At 45.6% G+C, this 26,255-nt stretch carries 22 protein-coding genes; 1 reads left to right on the plus strand and 21 read right to left on the minus strand.

What is annotated here, in order from left to right; genetic code table 11:
- Positions 1-363: 363 nt before the first annotated feature.
- The 18 genes from lysS to C1712_RS12695 form a co-directional block, all read right to left on the minus strand.
- The gene (gene lysS, locus C1712_RS07625) at positions 364-2,280 is read right to left on the minus strand and encodes a lysine--tRNA ligase (protein WP_102268175.1); all 1,917 of its coding nucleotides are present in this window, start codon (positions 2,278-2,280) and stop codon (positions 364-366) included.
- A 317-nt stretch (positions 2,281-2,597) separates the two neighbouring features.
- Entirely contained in the window at positions 2,598-3,602 is a 1,005-nt protein-coding gene (gene dusB, locus C1712_RS07630) for a tRNA dihydrouridine synthase DusB (RefSeq protein WP_102268177.1), read from the minus strand.
- Positions 3,592-4,479: an Hsp33 family molecular chaperone HslO gene (hslO, locus tag C1712_RS07635; RefSeq protein ID WP_102268179.1), complete on the minus strand. Its 888-nt coding sequence runs from the start codon at positions 4,477-4,479 to the stop codon at positions 3,592-3,594. The genes dusB and hslO overlap by 11 nt, the downstream gene beginning before the upstream one ends.
- Positions 4,480-4,559: 80 nt before the next feature.
- Entirely contained in the window at positions 4,560-5,399 is an 840-nt protein-coding gene (locus tag C1712_RS07640; RefSeq protein WP_102268181.1) for a TolC family protein, read from the minus strand.
- A 33-nt stretch (positions 5,400-5,432) separates the two neighbouring features.
- The gene (ftsH, locus tag C1712_RS07645; protein ID WP_102268183.1) at positions 5,433-7,406 is read right to left on the minus strand and encodes an ATP-dependent zinc metalloprotease FtsH; all 1,974 of its coding nucleotides are present in this window, start codon (positions 7,404-7,406) and stop codon (positions 5,433-5,435) included.
- A gap of 88 nt (positions 7,407-7,494) precedes the next feature.
- Positions 7,495-8,034: a hypoxanthine phosphoribosyltransferase gene (gene hpt, locus C1712_RS07650; RefSeq protein WP_102268185.1), complete on the minus strand. Its 540-nt coding sequence runs from the start codon at positions 8,032-8,034 to the stop codon at positions 7,495-7,497.
- Between the two features lie 27 nt (positions 8,035-8,061).
- Positions 8,062-9,291 (minus strand): tRNA lysidine(34) synthetase TilS, encoded by a 1,230-nt coding sequence (tilS, locus tag C1712_RS07655; RefSeq protein WP_180963095.1) that lies wholly within the window; start codon positions 9,289-9,291, stop codon positions 8,062-8,064.
- A 274-nt stretch (positions 9,292-9,565) separates the two neighbouring features.
- Complete coding sequence (gene pepD / locus C1712_RS07660) at positions 9,566-10,984, minus strand: beta-Ala-His dipeptidase (RefSeq protein WP_102268188.1); 1,419 nt, start codon at positions 10,982-10,984, stop codon at positions 9,566-9,568.
- A 70-nt stretch (positions 10,985-11,054) separates the two neighbouring features.
- A complete protein-coding gene (locus C1712_RS07665; protein ID WP_102268190.1) occupies positions 11,055-12,884 on the minus strand; it encodes a SpoIIE family protein phosphatase in 1,830 nt (609 codons plus the stop codon).
- A 186-nt stretch (positions 12,885-13,070) separates the two neighbouring features.
- Positions 13,071-13,640: a hypothetical protein gene (locus C1712_RS07670; RefSeq protein WP_102268192.1), complete on the minus strand. Its 570-nt coding sequence runs from the start codon at positions 13,638-13,640 to the stop codon at positions 13,071-13,073.
- Between the two features lie 132 nt (positions 13,641-13,772).
- The gene (locus tag C1712_RS07675; protein WP_102268193.1) at positions 13,773-14,870 is read right to left on the minus strand and encodes an MraY family glycosyltransferase; all 1,098 of its coding nucleotides are present in this window, start codon (positions 14,868-14,870) and stop codon (positions 13,773-13,775) included.
- 28 nt (positions 14,871-14,898) lie between these two features.
- Positions 14,899-15,885, minus strand: a complete 987-nt coding sequence (gene mreB / locus C1712_RS07680) for a rod shape-determining protein (RefSeq protein ID WP_102268195.1) — start codon at positions 15,883-15,885, stop codon at positions 14,899-14,901.
- Positions 15,886-16,085: 200 nt separating this feature from the next.
- Complete coding sequence (locus C1712_RS07685; RefSeq protein WP_102268197.1) at positions 16,086-16,706, minus strand: M23 family metallopeptidase; 621 nt, start codon at positions 16,704-16,706, stop codon at positions 16,086-16,088.
- A gap of 41 nt (positions 16,707-16,747) precedes the next feature.
- A complete protein-coding gene (gene spoIID, locus C1712_RS07690) occupies positions 16,748-17,662 on the minus strand; it encodes a stage II sporulation protein D (protein WP_102268198.1) in 915 nt (304 codons plus the stop codon).
- A 69-nt stretch (positions 17,663-17,731) separates the two neighbouring features.
- Positions 17,732-19,309 (minus strand): response regulator transcription factor, encoded by a 1,578-nt coding sequence (locus tag C1712_RS07695; RefSeq protein ID WP_102268200.1) that lies wholly within the window; start codon positions 19,307-19,309, stop codon positions 17,732-17,734.
- Between the two features lie 29 nt (positions 19,310-19,338).
- Entirely contained in the window at positions 19,339-19,548 is a 210-nt protein-coding gene (locus C1712_RS07700; RefSeq protein WP_102268202.1) for a DUF1146 family protein, read from the minus strand.
- Positions 19,549-19,759: 211 nt separating this feature from the next.
- Positions 19,760-20,980, minus strand: a complete 1,221-nt coding sequence (locus tag C1712_RS07705; RefSeq protein ID WP_102268203.1) for an O-antigen ligase family protein — start codon at positions 20,978-20,980, stop codon at positions 19,760-19,762.
- A gap of 122 nt (positions 20,981-21,102) precedes the next feature.
- On the minus strand, positions 21,103-22,107 hold the full coding sequence (locus C1712_RS12695; protein ID WP_180963096.1) for a hypothetical protein: 1,005 nt from the start codon (positions 22,105-22,107) through the stop codon (positions 21,103-21,105).
- Between the two features lie 251 nt (positions 22,108-22,358).
- Between C1712_RS12695 and C1712_RS07715 the strand changes: the two genes are divergently transcribed.
- A complete protein-coding gene (locus tag C1712_RS07715; RefSeq protein WP_102268205.1) occupies positions 22,359-23,480 on the plus strand; it encodes a hypothetical protein in 1,122 nt (373 codons plus the stop codon).
- A gap of 129 nt (positions 23,481-23,609) precedes the next feature.
- On the opposite strand, the gene atpC is transcribed toward C1712_RS07715, so the two are convergent.
- Genes atpC through atpG form a run of 3 tightly spaced genes read right to left on the minus strand, consistent with a single transcriptional unit; the run spans position 23,610 to position 26,255 of the window.
- Positions 23,610-24,002 (minus strand): ATP synthase F1 subunit epsilon, encoded by a 393-nt coding sequence (gene atpC / locus C1712_RS07720; protein WP_102268207.1) that lies wholly within the window; start codon positions 24,000-24,002, stop codon positions 23,610-23,612.
- Between the two features lies 1 nt (position 24,003).
- Positions 24,004-25,416, minus strand: a complete 1,413-nt coding sequence (atpD, locus tag C1712_RS07725) for a F0F1 ATP synthase subunit beta (protein ID WP_102268209.1) — start codon at positions 25,414-25,416, stop codon at positions 24,004-24,006.
- A complete protein-coding gene (gene atpG / locus C1712_RS07730; RefSeq protein ID WP_102268211.1) occupies positions 25,413-26,255 on the minus strand; it encodes an ATP synthase F1 subunit gamma in 843 nt (280 codons plus the stop codon). Before atpG ends, atpD begins: the two co-directional genes overlap by 4 nt.

Raw genomic sequence — 26,255 nt, forward strand, 5'->3', positions numbered from 1 at the left:
GTGTCGATCACTGCAGCTTGAAAATCATATCTTTCGATAAGATACAAAGGCAGGGAATTCTCCTTATTCCATTGTTCATACTTTACTGGTATGCCGAATATACTTGTGAGCATTTTGATCGCACCTCTTTTTAACTTTTACTTTTTTATTTTAACTTTCTAAAAGTTAAAAGTCAATATTTTTAGTTAAATCCATAACGAAAACGCTGAATTTCCAAAAATGAGATGCCGCAAATCTACAGCCCTTTAACAACTATCTATCAAATGATTCTACTTTGCTGCATCGAAACGTATGCTATGCCCGACATAGCAAAAAAATAGCGGCACGCCTTATAGGAAGCACCGCTTTTGTTTGGTTTTTCTATCAGTATAATTTCGCACCGGCCGGGATATTGTCATCGACCATTAACAGATGTAATCCCTCTCTGCCATCTATTTCATATACAGCGCTGATCAACATACCGCAGGAATCAATGCCCATCATCGCTCTTGGCGGTAAATTGGTAATGGCGATACAAGTTTTGCCCACCAGCTCTTCCGGCTCATAGTATTCATGAATGCCGCTTAAAATGATGCGCTCACTACCACTTCCATCATCCAGCACAAATTTCAACAGCTTCTTTGATTTCGGTACGGCTTCGCAGGCAAGCACCTTGACCGCACGGAAGTCAGACTTGGAGAAGGTATCAAAATCTACCATTTCGCTGAACAGCGGTTCAACCTGCACTTTCGAAAGGTCGAGCTTCATTGTCGGCTTTTCCGCTTTCACTGCCGTATTTGCCTTAGCCGCAGAACCGCCGATGTTGCGCATATGCGGGAAGAGCAGAACATCGCGGATGCTTTCCGAATTTGTCAAAAGCATGCACAGACGATCGATGCCCATGCCCATACCGCCGGTCGGCGGTAAACCATATTCCAGTGCTTCCACAAAGTCTACATCCATTTCACAGGCTTCGTCATTGCCTTTGTTCTTTTCTTCCACCTGTGCTTCAAAACGCGCTCTTTGATCGATCGGATCATTTAATTCTGTAAATGCGTTGCAGTATTCACTGCCGTCAATAAACAGTTCAAAGCGGTCGGTAAAGCGTTCATCCTCCGGATTCTTCTTCGCCAACGGAGAAACCTCTACCGGGTGGCCATAGACAAAAGTCGGCTGCACGATCTTGTCTTCACAAAATTCCTCAAAGAATAAGTTGATGATATGACCGACGCTGCGTTCATGCGCTTCTACTTCGACATGATGGGATGCGGCAATTTCCAGCGCCTCTTCTACGCTCATTTCTTTCCAGAAATCCACACCGGTTTCCTGTTTGATCGCATCGACCATGTGCAGACGCTGAAACGGCGCTTTTACATTGATGATCTTATCTTTCCAAGTCAGTTCCGTTGTGCCGCACACCTTTAACGCCGCATGCTCGATCATGCCTTCGGTCAATTCCATCATGCCTTCCATATCCGAATAAGCTTCATATACTTCCACCGTTGTAAATTCCGGATTATGCTTTGTATCCATTCCCTCATTGCGGAACAGTCTGCCGAATTCATAAACTTTTTCCAAGCCGCCGACGATCAGGCGCTTTAACGGCAGCTCGGTAGCGATGCGCAGATAGAAATCCATATCCAACGTATTGTGATGCGTGATGAAAGGACGTGCATTCGCACCGCCCAAGATCGGCTGCAATACCGGTGTTTCCACCTCTACAAAGCCTCTTTGATCTAAGTATTCCTGCAGAGCTCTGACCATGCGCGGTCTTAACAGCGCAACTCTGCGTGATTCTTCATTCATGATCAGATCGACATAACGACGGCGGTAACGTTCTTCAATATCAGTCAAACCGTGAAATTTTTCCGGCAGCGGGCGCAGTGCCTTGCTCAAATGCGTATAGACCGCTGCTTTGATCGACAATTCCCCGTGATTGGTTTTCATGACCTCGCCTTCGATGCCGACAATATCGCCTAGATCGGCTTTCTTGAACACTTCAAACATCTCATCGCCGATCGCATCCTTGCGTACATAAACCTGAATCTGTCCGTCCAGATCCTGCATGTGCATAAAGCCTGCTTTCCCCATCATACGCTTGGTCATGATACGTCCGGCAATCTTTACGTTTACCTGCATTTCTTCCAGCTCTTCTTTAGAGCACTGTTCATATGCGTTTCTGATATCACCGCTTTTATGTGTGCGGTCATAGCGATGTCCAAACGGCGCAATGCCTTTTTCCTTTAGAAATTCCAGTTTTTCGCGCCTTACTAATTCCTGATCTGTTAAGTTCTGCTGCATGTTATTCTCTCCTTTTTACGTTTACAAAACAAAAACTCTCCTCCACATAGGGACGAGAGTTACATCGTGGTACCACCCTAATTCGCCATACCGTTGCCGATATCGCCTTTGTGACATGCCCTTCTTTCAAAGCAAGCCGGTTCGTAACGTGAACGACACGTCCTTTCGGATCACTCCGGGCCTTTGATTCGCCAACGCATCCACGATTCCTTCACACCGACCGGAACTCTCTTTGCGCTTATGATACGAGGCTACTGCTCCCTTCAACGTTTTCTTGATTACGGTATGATTATATAGACAAACCGATTGCTTGTCAATCACATTTTCGCTTTCTTCTCGTTTTCCTGTTCTTTCGCATAATCACCTAAGATCTGTTCCAGCTCTACCATGCTTTCGATCTTCGCTAAACGATCCTTGAGACGATGGCTGTTCGGTAAGCCTTTCACATACCACGCCGCATGTCCCCGCATTTCTCTGATGCCGACATATTCCCCTTTCAGATCGACCAAACGTCGGGCATGTTCCTTTGCCAAGGAAAATTTTTCTTCCATCGCCGCGTTTGGCAGTTCTTCTCCGCTTTCCAAAGCATGCACACACTGTCTGATCAGCCAAGGATCGCCCAGTACCCCTCTGCCGATCATGACCGCATCACAGCCGGTTTCTTCTAACATGCGTTGGGCATCTTGGGGCGTATGGATATCACCGTTGCCGATCACCGGAATGTGCAGCGCTTCTTTGACCGCTTTGATATAGCGCCAATCGCTGTGTCCTTCGTACATCTGTTTGCGCGTGCGCGCATGTACCGCGACCGCACTTGCCCCTGCCGCTTCCATCGCCAATGCAAATGGCACTGCGTTGATACAGGTTTCATCCCAACCGATGCGCATTTTTACGGTTACCGGCTTTTTTACCACCGCCACTACCGCGCTTACGATCTTTGCCGCATGCTCTGGGTCTTTCATCAATGCGCTGCCTGCTCCTGCCTTTACTACTTTATTGACCGGACATCCCATATTGATATCGATGATATCACAATCCGTTTCCTGATCTAACAGCTTCGCCGCATACACCATGCTTTCCACATCACTGCCAAAGATCTGCATCGCGAGCGGATGTTCTTCCTTTAAGGTCTGGGTCATGCCAAGCGTCTTTACATTTTGATAATAAAGCGCCTTGTCCGATACCATTTCCGTATAGATCAGCCCGGCACCGAATTCCTTGCAGATATAACGAAAGGCTTGATTGGAAATGCCTGCCATCGGTGCGATCACCACTCTGTTTGCGATCGTAACATCGCCGATCTTCCAGCTGTTATTTTTCATAACGCTCTAAAAAGTCCTCCAGCTCCCGCAGTTCTGCTTCACTTAACTGATAAGTGGAATTACAGAAATGACAGGTTACCTCACAGCCGTGATCCTCATGAATCATCGCCAGCCGCTCCTCCTTCGGTAAAGTGGTGATCATGCGTTTGATCGTTGCTTTGGAACAGTGACAGCGAAATTCCACCGGCATTTCTTCTAAGATCTCTACATCATCATAAAGAGAAGAAACGATTTCTCTTAGACTTTCTTTTTCATTGATCAAAGTAGACATCGGCGGCAGTGTTTTTAATAATGCTTCGGTTTTTACGATATCTTCTTCTGTCGCATCCGGCATCATCTGAATCAGTAAACCGCCGGCTGCCTGTACCTGATGATCCGGATTTACCAACACACCCAGTGATACGGCCGAAGGGGTTTGTTCACTCACGGTAAAGTAATAGGCAAAATCCTCGCCGATCTCACCGCTTTGCAAAGCCACTTTCCCGCTCCAGTTGTCTTTCATGCCGAAGTCCTTGATCACTTCTAAATAGCCGTCCTTGCCAACTGCAATACCGACCGCAAGCTTTCCGGTATCATTATATTGATAGTGCACATGCGGTTCTCCGACAAATCCGCGCACATGCCCATCGCTGTAAGCGTCTACCATGATCGTTCCGATCGGACCATTGCCGTTGATCTGAATGGTAAGCTGTTCCTTATCGCTTTTCAACATGCTGCCCATCATGACGCCCACGCTCAGCGTACGCCCCAGCGCCGCGCTGGCAGTCGGCCATAAATCATGACGTTTTCGCGCTTCATCGACCAGTGCCGTCGTTGCACAAAGATAAATGCGAACCCGTTTGTCGCAAGCCAATGCCTTTATCAATCCATCTTTCATGTTTTTGCTCCTTTCCTGCTTCTTTCTTGATTTCCACTATACCAACCGATCATGCGATCTATTGATTCTGATAGAATGATCTACACGTCTTTCGTATTTACTAATAAATGAATGATCCCATACAGCACCCACAGCACGATGCCGATGCCTGCCGCATAGGCACTGCAGCGAAACAGCGCTTCGCTGATAGTTCCCGCAAAATCGAGAATGAGCGTATCATGATAACGCAAACGCAGCGCCTGTTCTCCTATAAATCCGCTGCCTGCCAAAAGAAGCGCACCCAGCAGAAATGCGGTTTTCCCATATTTCATCCAGCGATAAAAGGAAAGCGTACCGATCAGAATCAGCATTGATCCGATACCGCCGATCACCAAAGCGAGCAGTGCCACATTTCCTTCATAGAAAAAGCCGATCCACCGTATCGCCTGCTGATAGGATGCGGGCATGGTTGTTTTGATCTGTAAAAGCTGTGCCTCATACGCCGCTTCCACATCCAGCACATCGGCAAGATTGCTCAGCCAAGTATGTGTTTCTGCCCTGCTCATGACATACTGCGTTGCCAAATAGATCACATCTTCCTGTTCTAAGAGCAGTGCTTTTATGTCCTCATTCAGATGCAGATCGACTATTTCATCTGTAATCAGGGAACGAATGGTCTGATTGGTGTAAGTTTCTAACCGTGCAGCGATTCGTTCATCTTGAAAGACCGCCTTCATCGCCTGTTCCAGCGGTGGGCGAATACTTGGATCAACTGCAAGCGCATCTAAAGAACGTGCGATGATCTCACCGTTTTGCAGTTCTTTTACTAATGTGTGTGAAAAATCCTGCTTCATGAATGATTCCGCGCTCTTTCCAAGTCCAAATAAGACCACACCGATACAAAGCAGCACGGTGCCGATCATAATCCCTAATCTCTTCATCTGTTTCCCTTCCTGTAAAAAGAGTAGGCACACCTACTCTTTTGTTTCATCAACTGCGTCTGCCACGCTTTCCACAAGCGTCTGTTTTTCTTCATCGCTTGCTTCCATCGTCGCTTCCTGCGTACTTTGTTCGCTCGCCTGTGCTTCCAAGGCTGCTGTTTCTGCCTCCGCCTTTTGTTCTTCCGGTGACTGCAAAGTACCGTATTCCGCAAGATTTTTGATCTGTTCGGCAGTAATCGTTTCTTCTTCGATCAAGGTTTTCGCAATCAGATCCAGCAGATCACGATTCGCCACAATGATCTCTTTTGCCTGATCATAGCATTCATTTACGATCCTGCGAATTTCTTTGTCGATCTCAAAAGCGATCTCTCCCGAGTAATTGCTTCCCTGGCTATAATCACGTCCTAAGAAGACATTGCCGGAATTATCGGAATACTGGATCGGTCCCAGCTTTGACATACCGAAGCTGCGCACCATTGCTTTGGCAATTTTCGTAACCTGTTCCAAATCACCGTAAGCGCCGTCTGTAATCTCATTGAATACAACTTCTTCGCTGCCCCGGCCACCCAGAAAGCTGGTGATCATTGCCATATACTCGCTCTTGGTCGTACAGTAGGTTTCTTCTTCCTTCGTCATCAGATTGTAACCGCCGGCCTGACCGCGCGGAATGATCGTAATCTTCTGCACGCTGTTGGCGCCTTCCAGCTTCAATCCGATCACCGCATGACCTGCTTCATGATAAGCCACCATGCGTTTCTCTTTATCTGTGTATTTCTTGGATTTCTTTGCCGGTCCCATCATGACGCGGTCGATCGCTTCATCCAGATCGCTCATCGTAATCAAATGACGATCTTCACGCACCGCCAAGATCGCAGCTTCATTCAGCACATTTTCCAGATCGGCTCCCGAGAATCCCTGTGTCCGCTTCGCCAGCTGTTCCAAGTTCACATTCGGCGCCAGTTTTTTATTACGGGCATGCACTTGTAAAATTTCATAGCGCCCTGTTTTATCCGGCAAGCCAACGGTAATCTGACGGTCAAATCGTCCGCTTCGCATCAGCGCCGGGTCTAATACATCGGCACGGTTGGTCGCCGCAATGACAACGATTCCGGCATTTTCGTTCATACCGTCCATTTCTACTAAGATCTGGTTCAAGGTCTGTTCGCGTTCATCATTGCCCCCGCCTAAACCGGCGCCGCGCTGTCTGCCGACCGCATCGATTTCATCAATAAAGATGATACAAGGCTTTGCCTGTTTGGCACGCTTGAACATATCACGCACACGACTTGCCCCGGTACCGACAAACATCTCTACAAAATCACTGCCTGAAATAGAGAAAAACGGTACGTTCGCTTCTCCGGCAACCGCCTTCGCAAGCAATGTTTTACCGGTGCCCGGAGGCCCTACCATCAACATCCCTTTAGGAATGCGCGCTCCCATTTCCGAGAATTTCGTCGGATTTTTTAAGTAATCGATGATTTCCTTTACTTCTTCCTTTTCTTCTTTACAGCCGGCCACATCCGCAAAGCGCGTTTTTACATCCGACTCGATACGCGCCCGTGATTTCGTAAATTCAAATGCCTTGTTGTTGGCACCGCCGCTGCTTTTCATCAAGATAAAGAAACCGACGCCCATCACCAAAAGCAATGGAACGATCTGCATCATGAACTCTAAAAAGATATTACGCTCATCCGCATCGGAAACCGTTACTTGATTTTTCTCTTCATCGAGGGTTTCCTGCAGCCATTCTAAATTCTTCGTCGTCTTCGGCATTGATACATCAAACGCCTGTTCTTCACCGCCGGAGCGATAAGTTCCTTCCACTTTTACAATAGATGTTCCTACGGAAATATTAACATCGCCAAACGTCATTTTTTCCGCCTGCGATACGAACTCATTGTAACTGAATGTACGATGCTTTGTGCCGGTGCTGAAAGATCCCAGCATCAACAAAATCGCAATTACCAGTACATAGGGAAGAAAATTCACATAACGGTTATTTTTCATTCTGTAAACCTCCTTCAGTATAGGATTCGATCATTTTCCTTTTCCTATTCATTTCCCTGATCCGTTTTTCTTCTGCCTGTTACGGATATTATTCATATAACTCGTCTTTTAGTACACCGACATAAGGCAGATTCCGATATTTCTGATCAAAGTCTAAACCATACCCGATCACAAATTCATTCGGTACCGCAAAACCGACATAGTCTGCCGAGATATCGACCACCCGCCGCTGCGGCTTATCCAGCAAGGATACGATCTTTACTTCCTTTGCGCCTTTATTTAACAGCATACGCTTTACTTCCGCAAGCGTTCTGCCCGTATCGACGATATCTTCCACTAACAGGATCGAGACTCCGTTGATCGAACTGTCCAAATCCTTGATTACCCGAATATTGCCTACGGACTGCGTTCCTTCATAACTGGAAACATCCATGAAATCAAACATGATATCCATGTCGATATGCTTGATCAGCTCCGCTAAGAAAGGCACGCTTCCTTTTAACAGCCCCACCAACAAAGGCGCTTCCTGTTTCGCCTCATAATCTGCCGTGATCTGGCGTCCCAGTTCTTCGCACCTTTTGACGATTTCTTCCTCCGAAATCAGAATCTTTTTTACATCCTTATGCATCCCAATGCCCTCCAACAAGTATCTTCTCTATTTTATCACAAAGATATAGGAATTGTTAGTAAAATGTGCGATATCACATCCAATTCCCACAACAAAAATCACATTTCCCGCCGCATTTTCCACAACTGGCCATAATTGACGCTGCCGATAAGGAATTTTACGGTCAATAAACCATCTCGCCACCTTTTTGGTGCCGAAGCGCAAACGGATAAAATCACCTGCGCGTGCGTTCCTGATCGTGATCGGAAAGTCTTCCTTGGCAAGTGCCAGCCGTTCGATCGTTTCCCCTTCCTCACAAATCGCAAAATACGGTGTCTCTTCATAACAGATCGCATCGTATGTATAAGCATAGCCTTTGCAGTTTGTTTCTTCGATCGACAAGATCTCATAATTATGGACAAGTGAATACGTATCATCCAGCTCATATACCCAGTTATGGGTGCTCTGCATGATCATATCGCTGATATTCTGCAGCTCCTTGCCGGAAAGTTTGGCAACATCGATCTTGGTCTTCAAAAACATCCGTAGCACGCCTAAGCGCATCGTTTCGCTCATAGCGCGCAGATCTTTGAGCGATCTTTGCATTTGCCATTTGCTGAAGGCGTCGAACAGGAGCCGTTCTTGCTTTTGTTTTGCCTCATTCAACTCCTCGATTTCCCGGATCATCTGTTTCTTATCCTCTAAGCGCAGCGTATCGACGACCGCATGGCGAATGCGGTTGCGCTCATAATCATCGGAAAAGTTGCTTTCGTCATCGTAATAAGGAATCGCATGTTTTTCACAGTATTTCAACAGATCTTTTTTGGTATAGGCAAGCAGCGGCCGCACGACAAGGATATTGTGCAGGATCAGCTCTTCTCGAATACCGTAGTATTGTGGTGTGGCATGACGTTTGCGCTGCATGAGATAGGTTTCGATCACATCATCCATCTGATGTGCGACCAAAACGCCGCCGCAGGAATAAGTATCTGCCAGCAGACGGTAAAAATCATAGCGGTATGCACGGGCATATGCCTGAAAATTTCCCTGATGATGGGGATCGCAATACGCCACATGACACATGACATCATGCGCCTTACAGAAGTTTACCACACACATCATATCGCGGTTTGCGCTTGCTCGCTTTTGATAATTCACATGGGCGACGATCACATCCAACTGCTTTTCTAAACACATTGCCAAAAGCGCCATCGAATCGGCGCCGCCGGAGACACCGACGACCCATCTGCGATTTTTTAATTCCCGCCAGTTTGCCATATCATCACCTATCCGTTTTCTTGCTTTATTATAACATAAAGGCTTGCTTCTGCACATGAAATCCTTTGGATTGCGAAATATTTTGATATCGGTAAATCGCCCTGTCATCCCATTTTCTTGGCTATGTGCGTCATCAGATCTTTTTATGCACATTTGATGAAATCGAAAGTAAAACAAGAAAAAAGGAAGTCCGGATCGACCAAGATGCTTCCTTTTCTGCTTCTGTTACAAACTGCTCGGATGAAATCCATGCCGGATCGACACATCGAAGTTTTTACAGTGCGGCGATCAAACGGCACAAGAACGCATAAGTGCGATCAAACGATGCCAGATCCAGTTTTTCATCCGGCGTGTGTACGTCATATAAATTCGGTCCCATTGTTACGATGTCCAATGCCGGCATTTTTTCCTTGAAGATCCCGCATTCCAAACCACCGTGGATCGCTTCCATCTTTAATGGACTGCCATGCATCTGTGCATAAACTTCCGCCATCGTGTCCCGCAGTGGGCTGACCTCCATATAATCCCATGCCGGATACCAGTTGTCGCCGCTGCCGTTAAAGCCGAATGCCGCGGCAATCGTTAACAGTTCGGACTTCATATCCTTGACATAAGAATCCAAAGCGCCGCGCGTACTTGTTTCAATGCGCACCGTATCATCTGCAACAGAGATGATGCCGGTGTTTTCACTGGCTTGTGTTACGCCGATTTTCTCAGAGAACTGCCGCATACCGCAAGGCAATACATATAACAGGCGGATCGCCGCATCGCTGTCGCCTTGTTCCATCACCTTTTCCGCTGTTGCTTCTTTTAATTCCCAAGTAAAGCCGGGATCGGTAAATTCCAATTCTTTGCGGATCTTGTTCGCTTCATCTAAAATAACATCTTTTACCTCTTCTGCTGCGGCAAATACCGCCTGCGCTTCTCTTGGGATCGCATTGATCTTCAAACCGCCCTGCCAGTTTGCCAAACGAATGCCTTTCGCTTCATTGGCCGCATGCAGGAGGCGTCCCAGCACTTTATTGGCATTGCCGCGCCCTTTATGGATCTCCGCTCCGCTGTGCCCGCCTAATAAGCCCTTTACTTCCAGCAGATAGGCAGGTTTTGTATTTTGTTCAAACCGCACTTGTTTTTGCAAGAAAACATCTTCCCCGCCTGCCGAACAAGTATTGGTCGTATCTTCTTCTTCGGCGTCGATATTGATCAAACGGGTGCCGCGCAATAAGCTTGGATCCAGTGAAAAGGCGCCGATCATCGTACTTTCCTCATCAACTGTAAACAACGCTTCGATTGCCGGATGCGCCAGCGTCTGATCTGCCAGCACTGCCATGATCATGGCAACTCCGGCTCCATCATCACCGCCCAGCGTTGTGCCTTTTGCCCGCAAATAACCGTCCACAATTTCCAGTTTCAGCGGGTCTTTTTCAAAATCATGTTCTACATCGGCATTTTTTTCATTCACCATGTCGATATGCGCCTGTAAAATAACGGCATCCTTATCCTCATATCCGCTTGTCGCATCTTTATAAATGATGACATTGTTTACCTGATCCTGTACGGACCGCAGACCATGCGCTTTGGCAAACGCCACCAAATGATCGCTGATTGCCTTTTCATTGCCTGAGCCATGCGGGATCCGGGTCAGTTCCTCAAAAAATTTCTGATAAGCTTTGCTATGATCTAATACGTTCATATGTACCTCCTGTTTCCGCTTTCATTTTAGCACAGTTCTACATAAAAAGACACCTTTTCCCCTTTTATGATCAAGAGTGATTTTTCAATACCTTTGCATAAACGATCGTAGAATCGTCCTTGCGCTTTACACGCGTCAAAATTTCCATCATCGCTTCAACCTGTGCTTTTGCATCCGTTCCTTTCCTCATGCGCAGCCATTCATAGATCTCATTCATATAAACGCCGTCGCTAAACATCAAAAACGCGTCGTTTTCCCGCAGCTGCAGCGTATAGCAGTCCGCATCTAAAGCGTTTAAGATGCCAACCGGCAAATTGTTGCCGCTGATCTCCAACAATTCATCTCCGCGAATCAAAATGGTCGGACAGGCGGCGCTTTTGAAAATATAGGCAAGTTTTTGATTGAGATCGAAGGTAATGACATCCATGGTCGCGAATACATCGCTCTGCAATAGCCGGTTCATACAGCGCACACTGATATCCATAGGAATATCACTGCTGATCATTCTTTGGAAGATCGTTGTCATGCTGCGGGAAACCGTTGCGGCACGATCACCGCTTCCCATTCCATCACTGATCATACAAATGCGGTACTGCCGATATGCAAAGATAGAAAAACTGTCGCCGCAGCGTGATTCTTTTCTCAAGCTGTCGGCATACGCATCCAGCACAAAAGGCTGTACGCTTTCTAAGACCAGTTCTCTGCGGTTGCGCAAGAAGCGTCGGCTTTGTTCTTTCTTGATCTCCAGCCGGCAGTCACACAAACTTTCTAACAACGGCAGGATCGTTTCCTGTCCTTCCTGTGCTTTCAGATTGCATAAGGTCAAAGCGATGTGGATCATGCCTTCTTCATTTTCTTCATAATAAAAATGTTCTATTTCATAACGATACACCTCTAAAGTTTTACGAATCTTGTTTTCACGATCTTCCCGCAGCGCATGCAAATACATGATCGAGGCACTATAAGACAACGCTTCTGCCATATGTCCCAGTATTTCCGATTGTACCGGAGAAATGGCAGCATAATACTCTGCAAGCGTATCAAAAATGGCTGAAAAATTATGAAGCCGCCGCTTAAAGTCTTTTTGTTGATTGGTGCATACATATGCGGCAGCTGTTTCTTTGGTCAATCGTTCATAAAGATAGGCACACACAAAACAACCGTATATGCCAAGCAGCAGCCACGAAGAAAAAAAGACTGCACCGCCAATGCCGCTTACACTTAATAGAAATAAATTTTGACGGAAATAGGCGCAAATGATCACAAACAAATAGTAAAGCGGCGCCGATATTGCGGCACTTAACCCATACAGCAGCAGCAACGTGACCAAAGCTGTTTCAAATTCCGCACGCAGACAAAGCATTACCCCGACAACCGCAAGCAGCGAAACGCCATAGTGAGGGAAAAGAAACGCTGCCCAAATCGCAATGCTTAATGCGATCAAGGTCTGGGTGATATGAAAGTGGCGGCTTGCCTCCTCCATATGCAGCCGATCACTTTCAAACAATAAGATCTGTGCAGCTAAAATACAGATGATCCGCGCAGGCGCCATCTGTAAATACATCGCATATACCGCACTGCTCCCCACTACGCCAAACATTACCCACTTGCCGATATTGCCGCCGCACAGCCGGGCAGCTTCTATCATACAAAAAACAATCATCAATAACAAGGCTATGACATATACATTGGATAGAGAACCGAATACAAATGCGCTGCCGCAAAGAAACAATGCACCGATCCATGCATCTCTTTTCTCTTTCCAGTACCGGTACCCGATCAAAGTCATACCGATCAACACCAGCACGCCCTGTCCCATCCAAAGCAATGTCAGCGGCACCATTTCCCGCCAGGTGAAGGCAAGATGGCGATGCCGCTGTCTTCTGATACTTTCTTCCACACTTTCACCTCTCCCCCATTGTAGTGAATGTATAGGGAAGAAACCTGTCGATTTTCCAACGGGATCATCATTTATCTTATGATACTTATAAAGTCTAAGTCATCTATCCTCTCGATTTTATCAAATGATCGATCAATTTCTTTTTAGCGCTGTTCCTGCTTTTCTTTTTCTCCCCAAATTTCACCTTTACACCAAACACTGCAACACCCGCTCTCTGATTTCCTGAAACTGTTTGCTGTTTTTACGTACATGCGCTTTGATGTCGATAATTCTCGCTGTATTGATCCACTTTACATCATTGATGAACAACACCGATTCCTTATTCATCCCCGCCAGTTTTCCTAAACGCATCAAATGCTTTTTCCCCTTTGGATTATCCTTTCCATAAGCGCTTAAATAAGCCTGATAATTACCGCTCATCGGCACGACAAACGCCTTGTTGCGATAGAGCTTCAAGATCAGACCGAAATGCTGAAATCCGATCTCATTGCGATAAGCCTCGCCAAAGTCTATGTATGCAATATCGCCTACACGCACCCGAATGCCCAGCTCCTCACAAGAATAATAATCCCTTCGATTTTGATAATTAACGGCGCTGATCATACGGGGAACCGCCTCGCCAATGCTTAAACTGTGATATTCGCCGCCTTTTTCTTCTACATACTGATTCCATAAACGATCCCACTCATGACTTTTGGATACCGGCTGCGTACCGTCTTCTTTCTGCATCATCCCCATTAGTTTCTGAATATCCATTTCAGCCACCTCCCATATGTAATATACGTCAAAGAGAACATGATTCCTAAACATCCCTTTTTTTACCGGATGCTTATCATCATGATCTTATCCTTTCTTGCCCGTTCCTATTCTCCCATATAAAAAAGAGCATCACTGCTCTTCCTTTTCAGCTTGTTGTTTTTCTGTTTCCTTTTCTTCATCCGGTCTGCGCCGCACCAGTCGATGAAAGATTCCCAGCAGTGGATGATACTTCGATGAGATCATCTGACTCGATTCAATAAACAACTCGAAGCCAAGCATGATGATCGCCATACAAATCAATCCGGCTGCCTTATTTACAATATAGACATAGGCGGTCAAACCGAAAAGCGCCGTGATCGCATATAAGATCAACACCGTATTGCGATGTCCAAACCGCCGCATCAGCGCATGATGCAAATGATTGCGATCCGCATCGGAGAACTTATGCCCGGCCAAAGTCCTGCGCAAGATCGCGGATAAAGTGTCAATGATCGGAATCAGCAGCATCAAGATCGGCAAAGCCAATGTAATGATGGTCGATCCCTTAAAGCCAAGCAAAGAGATGACCGCAATGCTGAAGCCTAAAAACTGCGAGCCGCAATCCCCCATAAAGATGGATGCGGGATAAGAGTTATAGATGAGAAAACCCAAGCTCGCACCGGCCAAGATCAGTGAGGGTATGACGACATCACTGCGCGGTACGACGAGCGCAAGCGATGCGATAACGATCAAAACGATCGCGCTCAAGCCTCCGGCCAAGCCATCCAATCCATCGATCAAATTGATGGCATTGGTGATCCCGGTAATCCAGAAAAACGTAACGATCATCGAAATGATCCCCATATCGATGCGAATGCCTAACGGCAGACGAATGACATCAAGCGACACATTCCCCATCAGCATGACGATCAGTGCCGCTAACACTTGAAATCCAAACTTATAGCGCGGTCTTAGATCGACCAGATCATCGATCAAACCGCCCATGAACATGACAAAGCCGCCGATCAAGATCGCATTGAACGTCGCATCTACTTCTACAAAACAAGTCATGGATACGATAAACGCCACATAGATCGCGACGCCGCCGATCCTGGCTATCTTGCCGGTATGGATCGTACGCTCATTGATTTCCGCATAGGCGCCTAAAGCAACGGCGATCCGCTTTACCAGCGGGGTAATGCCGACAGAGATGGCAAAGGGCACAAACAGATACAGCAGATAATCCATCTCTCACACCTCCGGCTTCCTTCGTTTCCTATCTTACCAAATGCAAATTTTCCAACAATACACCGGTTCCTTCGGCAACACAGCGCAGTGCATTTTCCGCAACATATACCGGAATATGCAATTCATTGCGCAGCAGTTCATCAATTCCATCCAACAATGCGCCGCCGCCGGTCAGAACGATCCCACGCGTTACGATATCCGCCGCCAGTTCAGGCGGTGTCTGTTCCAATACCGTTTTGCATGCACGTACGATATTCTGCAGGCTTTCACGCATACAGCCTTCGATCTGACTGCTTGTCAATGTGATCGTATGCGGCAGTCCCGTTACTAAATCACGACCGCTGACTTCGATCGATTCATTGCGCGATCCGGCCCAAGCCGTACCGATCACCTTTTTGATTTCTTCTGCCGTACGATCACCGATCAGCAGTTTCTTTTCTTCTTTTACATATTTGATAATATCGCGATCCAGCGTATCGCCCGCAACCTTCAAAGAAGTAGATGAGACGATCTCGCCTAATGACAGCACGGCCACATCTGTCGTTCCGCCGCCGATGTCAAGCACCATGCTTCCGCTTGCTTTGCTGATATCAAGACCGGCGCCGACCGCAGCGACCTTCGGTTCTTCTTCGATATACACTTTCTTCGCACCGGCACGATAAGCCGCATCACGAATCGCGTTGCGTTCAACCGATGTAATATTAGACGGACAGCAGATCAAGATCGTCGGACGCTTGAACATGCCCTTCAAATTCAATTTCTTCAAAAAGTAGTTCAGCATGATCTCGCACACTTCAAAATCTGCAATTACCCCATCCTTCAGCGGACGAATCGCCAATACACGTCCCGGCGTTCTTCCCAGCATGTCTTTTGCCTCCTGTCCGGCTGCCAGACATCTCTTTGTTTCAGCATCTATGGAAACGACTGAAGGTTCATCGATCACAATTCCTTCCCCTTTTACATAAATCAGTAGGTTTGCTGTTCCTAAGTCGATACCAACTTCTTTTGTAAACATTTTATATTCCTCCATTTCTACAAGGCATAAACATTATAACACATTTTTCCAAATTAAAAAGACAAAATCATAATTCCGCAGGTTTCCCATCACTTTCTCATAACATCACGTAAAATCGCCTGTTTTTCATGCTTTTATCGAAAAACAGCACCCGTCATGCAGGGTGCTGCTTCACGCATTTCACGATCAGCTCAGAAGCTTTACTGGATGTCTTTGACCGCCAGCCCATAGATCGATTCAGGATCGATGAGCCGATCACCTTTGCTTACTACGATATGCACATGATTGCCCAGATCCTTTCCATAAATATTCACGCCCGCCTGTGCGATGACATCGCCCTGTTTGATTGCATCGCCCGCCTGCAGCGTCGGAGCGCTCAAAGACTGATACGTAATGGTCAGATCATCGCTTTTGACCTTTACCGTATGTCCGAACATGGCATCTTCTTTTACTTCCTCCACGCTGCCGCTGAAAATCGCCAACACATCAAACGCCTCATTTTGATAAGCATAGTCAATGCCCTGGTTCATCCGATACACCCCTTCAAACTGGGAGAAGCTGTCTACTTCACTTTCACTTCCATCATAGAAATCCAATACGATGCTCGCTTCATTTTGATAAGGGCGGATCGCCGTTTCAGCAGCCTTGGGAATAGAAATGACCGGGATATCTACTTCTTTGACGACCGGTTTTGTCGCTGTTTCCTCCTCCTTGCCTAATTCATTCATAGATAAGATGCCGACCATCGCCAGCAGAAACAAGCCGCTGCCACATGCCGCATAGATTCTTGCGCGTTTGTTTTTCTTCGTATAAGCATACATACTTTTCACCTCTGATTTCAGTATGCCCGCGCCTTTCCCCCTTATACATTTGCTTTGCTGATTTCTGCACCCTGATAATAGTATTGTAAGATCTCACGGTAATTCTGCCCCTCTAACGCCATTCCCAGCGCCCCATACTGGCTCATGCCGATTCCATGGCCGCTGCCTTTGGTGATAAAAACAAAGCCTTCTTCACTTTCCACGATGCGAAAGCTGCTGCTGCGAAGGGAAAATGCCTCACGTATCTCTCTGCCGCTTTTACAGATCTCACCTACACACAGCTTTTCCACATAACCGCTGTCATAATAAGTAATGGCAGGAAGGGAAGAAAGCGCAGTGCCCATTGTTTCCGCCAAAGCGGCAGCGCTGACTGCCTTTTCACTTTCATAATTGTCTTGCAGTTCTGCTTCCCAAGGCGAAGGAACCGACCTTAGATAAGGCACATCCTTTTGCCAGTATTCAGCAGCATTATTGGTATTGCCGCAGCTGGAAGAATAAAACGCCGCCGTGATATAAGCGCCATCATAAGTCAGCACTTCTCCTTTTGTCGCTTCTACCGCCGTTTTGATCTTTGCCCAGTTTTCCTCATACGCACTTCCCCACTGCTCGCGCAGCTGTGCTTCATCCTTATAAACTTGAGAAGCGGTCGTATCATCTACTTCCAGCGTGCGCTGATAAACATAAGTCCGCGCCGCTACACTTTGTGCTTTCAGCGCCTCCATTTCAAAAGAGACTGGCATCTCCGCAGCAACCACTCCCATCACATACTCCTCCAATGGCTTGATCTCCACTGCATCATCACGATGCAGCGTTACCGTGATCGCTTCCTCTTTCTCCTGTTTCCCACTGCTTTCATGTGTTGTTTCTTTGATCCATGTTTCCTGTTTGAAGCTTTCTTTCAGCAACAAAAGAAACACGATGACAAACACACCTGCCACTATGTATACTTTCCTCATAAAAAACCACCCTCATCTCATTTTATGAAGGCGGTCTTGATTGTATGTTGTGATCTTTGTTTTCTTCTATCAGATTTCCTGCTTTTGATGCTTGCGGTATTCACTCGGAGATACATGATAGAATTTCTTAAATACTTTATTGAAATAGAACTGATCGTTGATACCTACCATATTCGCTACTTTCTTGATCGTCATATTCGGATCCTCTAACAGTTCCATCGCTTTGCGCATCTTCTTTTCATTGATGAAATAAATCAGGTTTTTCCCGGTTTCATTCTTGAACATACGGCTCAAATAGCTCTCATTGATCGAAAAAGCCTCGGCAATCGTTTTCAAACTGAGCTTTACCGTATAATTTTCATCAATATATTCAATGATATGCGTAATATCATCACGATATCGGTTATTATTGGTGTCTTTGATCCACGAGCGAATGTAAGCGATCGTATTATTGACGACCTTCTGCAGCATCTGGGCCGTTTCGGCATTGGAGATCAGATCCAGCCATGCTTCTAAATGAAAGACATTCTGCAGGCCTTTCTGCATTTCATCGCCCTCCACATTGCTGAATAAAAAGACAAAGTAGTTTTTGACTTGCTTTGGATAGATGAACTCTTTTTTCATGTAGTCTAAGATCTCCATGATGATCACCTCAGCCCGTTCATAATCACGCGTGCGCATCGCTCTCATGAAATCTAAATGATAGTTTGTCGCCATTGGATCCAGATCCTGAAAAGAAGGGATCTCTTCATCTTCAACGATGACCTTTTCACCCAGATAAAATCTCGCTTCATGACGTTCTAACAAATACTGATAAGCCTGAAACAGCATATTCAGATCATGGCTCGCTTTGCCTACGGTAACCGACATTTCGATATTCATCTGTTCCTGTACTTCGCGAATCATCAGATTGCAGTTATTCATCACACGCAGGTGCTGCATGCCCTTAAATACCAATACCCCGGAATGATTGGAAATAAACAGCAGTAAATACTGCTGATCGGCAGGCAGCGCATCTACGATCACGGAACGCAAGCGCTCCTGTAACTGTTTATGAGAAGTGATGCGAGATTCATAAAGCAGACGAATATTATCAATGCGAAAATAAGCGAGCTGATAGCCATCGCGCCGATATTCATCAAACACACTGCCGCGCAGCACTTCCCGCACTTCTTCTTCATTCACTTCATGCTGGTTGCGGTATAAGATCATATACTGACGCAGCCGTTCGATGCTGTCCCCTTCGGCACGGATATTCTGCGTGCGATAGCTCGTAAAATAATGAATGGCATCTTTCAGTGTGCTTCTCAATAATTCTCTGTTCAGCTCTTTCCGCAGCAGATAATCAAATACCCCTGCTTTCAAAGCATTGCGCACATAATGATAGTCATCCTGATCGCTGATCACGATAATCTGGGTTGCACGATGATGCTGGCGCAGATCCAAGATCATAGATGTCAGATCGACATCATTGGTCATAATATCGGTAATGACGATCTCCGGCATCAGCTTGCGATAGTTCACCACCGCATCCGCCATATTGGTTACGGTCGATACCACTTCACAGTTTAGCTCCTTCCAGTCGATCAGCTGTTTTAACTCTTTGCAGGAATCTAAATTTTCCTGAATCAACATGACTTTATACATAATAACACTCCTATTTCCATTTCTTTTGTTTATAGCATGATGCCGTTATAAATACTCAAGGCCAAGATAAACTGCGCACTCAGCCAGCCGATTGCCATCGCCAGTAAAAAGATAAACAAATGGATCTTCCAAGGCTGCTGTAAATGACAAAAGCGATCAAAGCGCACGGCAGTCAGAGCAAAAAAGCTGACGGCAAAACAGACGATATAAACAATGAGTACAATCAAATTTGTTGCCATATCTTTCCTCCGTTTTTCTATTATACCTGTTTTATATTGATTTTTCTATAAATGAAACAAACTTTTAACAAAAAAATACATGCAATATTTGATAATCAAACAATATCAAAACATCTCTATCCGCATGATTTTCATTATCATTTTGTCGCCATCACAGGGCTAGAGCCAGCATCGCACGATAAGCAGCTGCCAATGCATCGTTTTCTTTCATTCAGTTCATTTGCATGCGAATCTGCGTCTGGGGAAAATACATCGCCATTGCCCCTAAGAGAAAGAAGAAGAACATTGCCGTCTGTACCCAGAAAATCGTGTAGTCAAACACGCCATGCAGCAGCGTTACCGCCAATGTCGCGGCAACTAACGCAACCAAGCCTTTGTCTGTCTTAGCTCTGAATAGCAGCCATGCCTGTTTCAAAAAACCTGCCAGATACAGAAGCACTAAGAAAGAGCCGATGATACCGAAACTGGCAAGCGGATCTAATAAAAGATTATGCGCATGCTGAGTCTTATACATTTCATGCGGTGTATCGATCGATTGCAGATAATTAAAATAGTAAGTAAAGGAACCTTGTCCAAACAGCGGATGCGCCTGAAAACATCGCCATGCCCCTTCCCAGATCGCAAAGCGTGCCTGAAAATTACGTTCTAAGAATGTAACGCGCGGAAATAACTGCGGCTTTGTCGCAAAAAATACGATCAGCGCCCCGCATCCGCTCGTAAATGCGGCAATCACATATTTATTCATCAAAAACAGGATCATAATCCCGATGCCCCCGACTGCCGCAACCATGCCGGTCCTGCTTCCTGTCAAATACAAGATGAACGCCTGCAACAGCATCGCGCACAGATAATACAATTTACTTGCTTTTGATCCTTTCCCCTGTATTTTATAAAAGCACAGCAGGATCGTAAATTCTATCATCATCGCATAATAATTCGCATTGAAGAATCCGACGCGAATACGGTATTGCCGTTTGCTGGGAATCGGCAGTGCCATAATGTCCCAATCTAACATCACGATGATACGATACGCATATTCAAACAACGCATACACCGCGCAAAGGCACATCAAAAATACAGCGATTCGCACGATCAGATCGAACATCGCATGATTTACCAGCGTACGATAATACATCAATACCATGATTACCATACCCAGTAATATCCCTAATCCAACACCCCACCAGTTGCGATAACAAAGCGATACGACTAAGGTAAGCACAAGAAAGAAAGCGATCGTATATCCAAACGGCGTCTTTTTCATGACCGTCTGTAATCGGCCTTCTTTAATCATATAGAAAAATGCGAATATGACTGCCGGAACCGTTACAAAAAAAGGCAGAAACATCGAAATCAACGTCCAAACGATGACCTTGTCTTCACCTGACAGCCCTTGCAGTTCTTTTTTTACATTACTCAATTCTTGTAACATAAAAACCCCTTTCTATTTCATTACTTTCCATTATAATGAAATTCCCTATAAAAAGGAAGCGCAATTTTTTCTCATAAAAACAAACAGTCCTCCGCTTGTGAGCAGAGAACCGTTCATTTGGTTTAATTGGCGTTGCAAGTGCCTTTCTGTGATTCATATTCGTATATTTTTTTATTTGACTCATTGATCCCGTTTTCTTTCTTCGTGATCTCGCTTGTCGTTGCCGCTAATTCCTCTTTGGCAGTATTCAACTGTTTGCCGATATTGCCGTATTCTGTATTCAACGCTGTCAGTTGGTTATTCAGATCGGTGATTTCTTCTTCTGATAGCTCATCTTCCTTCAAGGAAGTCTCGATCTTGGTAATGCTTTCGATGCAGGCATCATATTTTTTTTGAATACTAGCTACCATGGCCTGCTGTTCTCCCTGCTTTGTATAAAGGGTTTTTAACTCACCCTGCAAAGTGGCGATCGTTTTTCTTTCTCCCTCGATCAACTCATCCAACTTCGCGTCCTCTGCACTGCAATCTTTTTCATTATCCTTCTCATCATCTTTTTCGTCTTCTTTCTCATCGTCTTTTTCATTATCTTTTTCATCGTCTTTTTCCTTATCCTTTTCATCGACTTCCTCAGTCTGATCCTCTTTTTTCTTAGAATCATCTGATCCGCCCATGAAGTTCATCGCAACGACGACCGCAACGATCAAAAGAATTGCCACGACCGCAATAATGATGCCGGTAATGATCTTATTCTGTTTATCGTTTTTATCGGGATCAGTCGGTTTCTTCGGCTGTCCGCCTTTATTTTTCGATGACTTTGTCGATTTCAGCACCAATTCTTCTTCCTCATCAGTACGAGTTGTCCGCTCTTCCTGCGCCTGTTTCGCACTTGTCAAGATCGTAAGGGTCTTATCCTGCATAGACAAATCCTTTGTCGTCATGACCCGTGTCAGATCATCTCCTGCTTCTGTGCGTTTATCAAATGCGCTGTCTGAATCATTTGCCGGGGTCGCAGCTTTTTTAGATGGCTGCTGCGCCATCTGTTCGGCTGCTTCTTCTTTTTCGTATTCTTCGACCATCTTCATCAAGTCAATATCTTCATTTGTATCTTCGATTCGTTTGTTTGTCACGCAAAACACCTCCGCATTTGGTTTTATTGTACCATAAATATGGAATTTTTCTACTTTTTATTAGCAGAAAACCAGTTTTCTCAATACATTCCCAAATCCTGTTGTTTCATGATAAGATCATTTCAAAGAAGGATCCTTGATACTGATCGCCTTATCCTTATCAATATGATCAATACCTAATATAGTGATCATGAAAGCTGGTGCTTATATAAGCATCATGCGAAATATGACTTCTTTCTATGGAGGATTTTATGTCTGGTAAAAAACAAATCTTGCTTCTTTTCATCCTGCTGCTCACCCTTTGTGCCTGTAAACCAAAACCGCTTTCTTATGAAATTACTTTCCAGAAAGAAGAAGCGCTTGAACAAGTGTTTGATGAACTGGCATTTAGCGAAGACCGCAACGAGCTGGTAGTCCATGGCTTTTTCAACAATACATTGTATTTCAGTAAATGGCATGATGATGCTTCCATGATCGGTCAGACCAAGTTAGTCTGGAAATATGACTTTGATACACAAGAATATGCAGAAGTACTCACCCTCAAAGACCATTTGCGTGTGCAAGATCTGGTAGAGTTGGAAGATGGCACGATCCTTTATACAGCGGTAAAGTCCGGTGAGATCGACTACCTCACTCCTTACACTGTCGAAATTCATTTCGTTGAAAAGGGAAAAGACAATACTTTACGAAGCGGCCTTACATGGAACTATATCGGCACCCCAATGATCTACATGAATCAAAACGGCTGTCATTTGAATCTATTTACGATGACAGATTACAACGAAGACTATACAACCTTTTTAGAATGCTATCATCTGTATCGCTTCCGCAATCACAAACTCGAATTGGTGGAATATGGCGCTTATCAGGTAAACAACAATTCAATTACACCGAATCAGGGAGATCGCTTCTGGTCTAATCTTGGAACAATGGCAGTCAATCATGATCAGTTATTCTATCTGATCAAACATGATGATACGATTGCGCTCAACTATGGAAAAATAAAGATGAATACGTTACCTTTGGACTTTTCGCCAAACGGCATGTATGAGGCAACCGATGATTATTTTATAACTACTGATAATCTAATGAAAAATGTTACCTATCGGCTATCTGATATGGAAAAGTTATATTTCCCTGAACTGGATGGCTGCTGCAACGGTGATCTGGTCGCTTTCGATAACGGCCTGCTCGCTGTCAAAAATGATGACAATGACATTTTCCGTTATTATTTCTTGAAAGATGATCGTTTGACACCGATACAGACAGATTTCCCACAAGATACACGCTACCATATTTTGCACGATCATGCGCATATGATCATTCATACATACAATAATCATACATTCTATCGGATCTCTTTGACAAACTGATCTTTTCGTTCATCTCTAGCCATGTCCTTACATGGATAAAACCTTTCACATCATAGATATTGCCGAAGAATCGCGCCTCCATAAGCAAAAGCACTCTGCACACATTGATAGGGCAGAATGCTTTTTTCATTAGTGATTGGCAACACGGATACGGTTGATCGCTTTTTCCAGCGCAACCTCCGCTCGCCTGATATTGGTTGCGGAATCTTTTTTCTCCAAGCGTTTCAATGCTCTTTCCTTCGCTGCTTCGGCGCGTTTCAGATCGATTTCTTTCTCACCTTCGATCGCATCGGTCAAGATGTTCACTTGATCGCGATGCAGATGCAGCATACCGCCCGCTACCGCATAATGCTTGTAATCGCCGTCACGCTTTAATGACAGTTTGCTTGTCGCAAGCATGGCAACGACCGGCATATGGCTTGGCAACAGTGTCATTTCACCCTCCACTGTCGTAGCGTGGATCGCTTCACATTCCCCTTCCAGATAAAGTCCGGTCGGTGTAATGATCTTTACCGCAAGCATATTATTCACCTAGCGCTTTCGCTTTTTCCACAACTTCTTCGATCGTACCGGCGAACATGAACGCCTGCTCCGGCAGATCATCATATTTGCCGTCTAAAATTTCATTGAAACTGCGAATGGTATCCGCTAACGGCACATAGCGTCCGTTCATGCCGGTAAACGCCTCTGCCACATTAAACGGCTGCGACAAGAAGTTACGCACACGTCTTGCACGGTTTACCACTTTCTTGTCTTCTTCGCTCAATTCGTCCATACCTAAGATGGCGATGATATCCTGTAATTCTTTATACCGCTGCAACAGCTGCTGCACACCACGGGCTGCGCGATAGTGTTCTTCTCCCACTACCAGCGGATCTAAGATACGGGAGCTGGATTCCAGCGGATCCACTGCCGGATAAATGCCCAATGCGGCGATACCGCGATCCAATACCGTTTTGGCATCCAAATGCGTAAAGGCAGTTGCCGGCGCCGGGTCTGTCAAGTCATCGGCAGGTACATAAACCGCCTGTACCGAAGTGATAGAGCCATCCTTGGTAGAAGTAATGCGTTCCTGTAACTGTCCCATTTCCGTCGCCAATGTCGGCTGATAGCCTACGGCGCTTGGCATACGGCCAAGTAAGGCGCTTACTTCTGATCCGGCCTGGGTAAAACGGAAGATATTGTCAATAAACAGCAGCACATCCTGATGTTCGACATCACGGAAATATTCTGCCATCGTCAAGCCTGATAACGCAACGCGCATTCTGGCACCCGGAGATTCATTCATCTGTCCATATACCAAGACCGTCTTGTCTAAGACGCCGCTGTCTTTCATTTCATGATACATATCGTTTCCTTCACGCGTTCTTTCACCGACACCGGTAACGACTGATTTACCGCCATGCTCTTTGGCGATATTATGGATCAGCTCTTGGATCAATACGGTCTTGCCGACACCGGCACCACCGAACAGACCGATCTTACCGCCCTTTGCATAAGGACAAAGCAGGTCGATGACCTTGATGCCTGTTTCCAGCATTTCCGCGCTTGTCTGCTGTTCGTCAAAAGTCGGTGCAGCACGATGAATCGGCATTCTCGGCGCGTCTGTTACTTCACCTAAGCCATCAATTTCCCGACCCAATACATTAAACATTCTGCCCAGCACTTTATCGCCGACCGGAACACTGATCGCTTTCCCGGTATCAATGGCTTCTAATCCGCGCACCAAGCCATCGGTCGAACCCATTGCGATACATCTGACAAGATCATCGCCGACATGCTGCGCCGCTTCAACGATCAAAGAATCCTTATCTTTCAAAGGAATCTCAATAGCGGAAAGCAGTGCAGGCAATTCATTTTCAAATCGAATATCGACAACCGGTCCGATGACCTGTACGATTTTTCCTGTATTGCTCAATTTGTTCACTCCTTTCATTCAATGGCATTTGCGCCGCCGATAATTTCCGTTATTTCCTGGGTAATAGCGGCCTGTCTTGCCTGATTGAACTGTAATTCCAGTGTTTCTTTCAATTCTTCTGCGTTATCTGTCGCATTTTCCATCGCCATGCGCCGTGATGCCTGCTCGCTTGTTTTCGTCTGTAAATAATAACTGTATAAAAGCGATCTGACATACATCGGCACCAGCGTATTCAAGATCTGATCCCCCGCAGGTTCAAAAATCGTGTCCTGCGTGTCTTTCTTTTCCTGCTCGCCCGCTTCCTTTTCAACCGGCAGCAGTGTAACAAATTCCGGGGTGAATGTAACGGAGTTCACAAAAGAAGTAAAAAGGATCCTGATTTCCGATAATTCGCCGTTTTCATAACGCTCCAGCGCTTCATCGGCAATCGTGCATAATTCACTGTAACACTCATCTTCTAAATTGGTCATATTTCCCGCAAGATCATAATCTTTATTGGCGATCCAGCTGCTGCCGCGTGAACCGATCATAAAGATCTCGCTGTCTTTCTCCTGTTCCAGCAGACGATAGATATTGGCGTTATAACCGCCGCAAAGTCCCATGTCGCTGGTAAATACGATCAACAGCTTCTTGCCGTTTTCATGTTTACGCAGATAAGGATGATCGCTCGTATCCAAAGAGCGAAGAATATCCTGTATGCTTTCACGCAGATATTTGGCATATTCACGGTTTTCTTCCATGTATGCCTTTTGCTTCTTCAGCTTGCTTGTGGCGACCAGCTGCATGGCTTTGGTAATTTTCTTTGTGGAATCAACCGAGCGGATACGCGCTTTGATTGCTAACTTACCGGCTGCCAT

The sequence above is a fragment of the Massilicoli timonensis genome (assembly GCF_900199515.1).
Classification (GTDB): Bacteria; Bacillota_I; Bacilli_A; order Erysipelotrichales; family Erysipelotrichaceae; genus Massilicoli; species Massilicoli timonensis.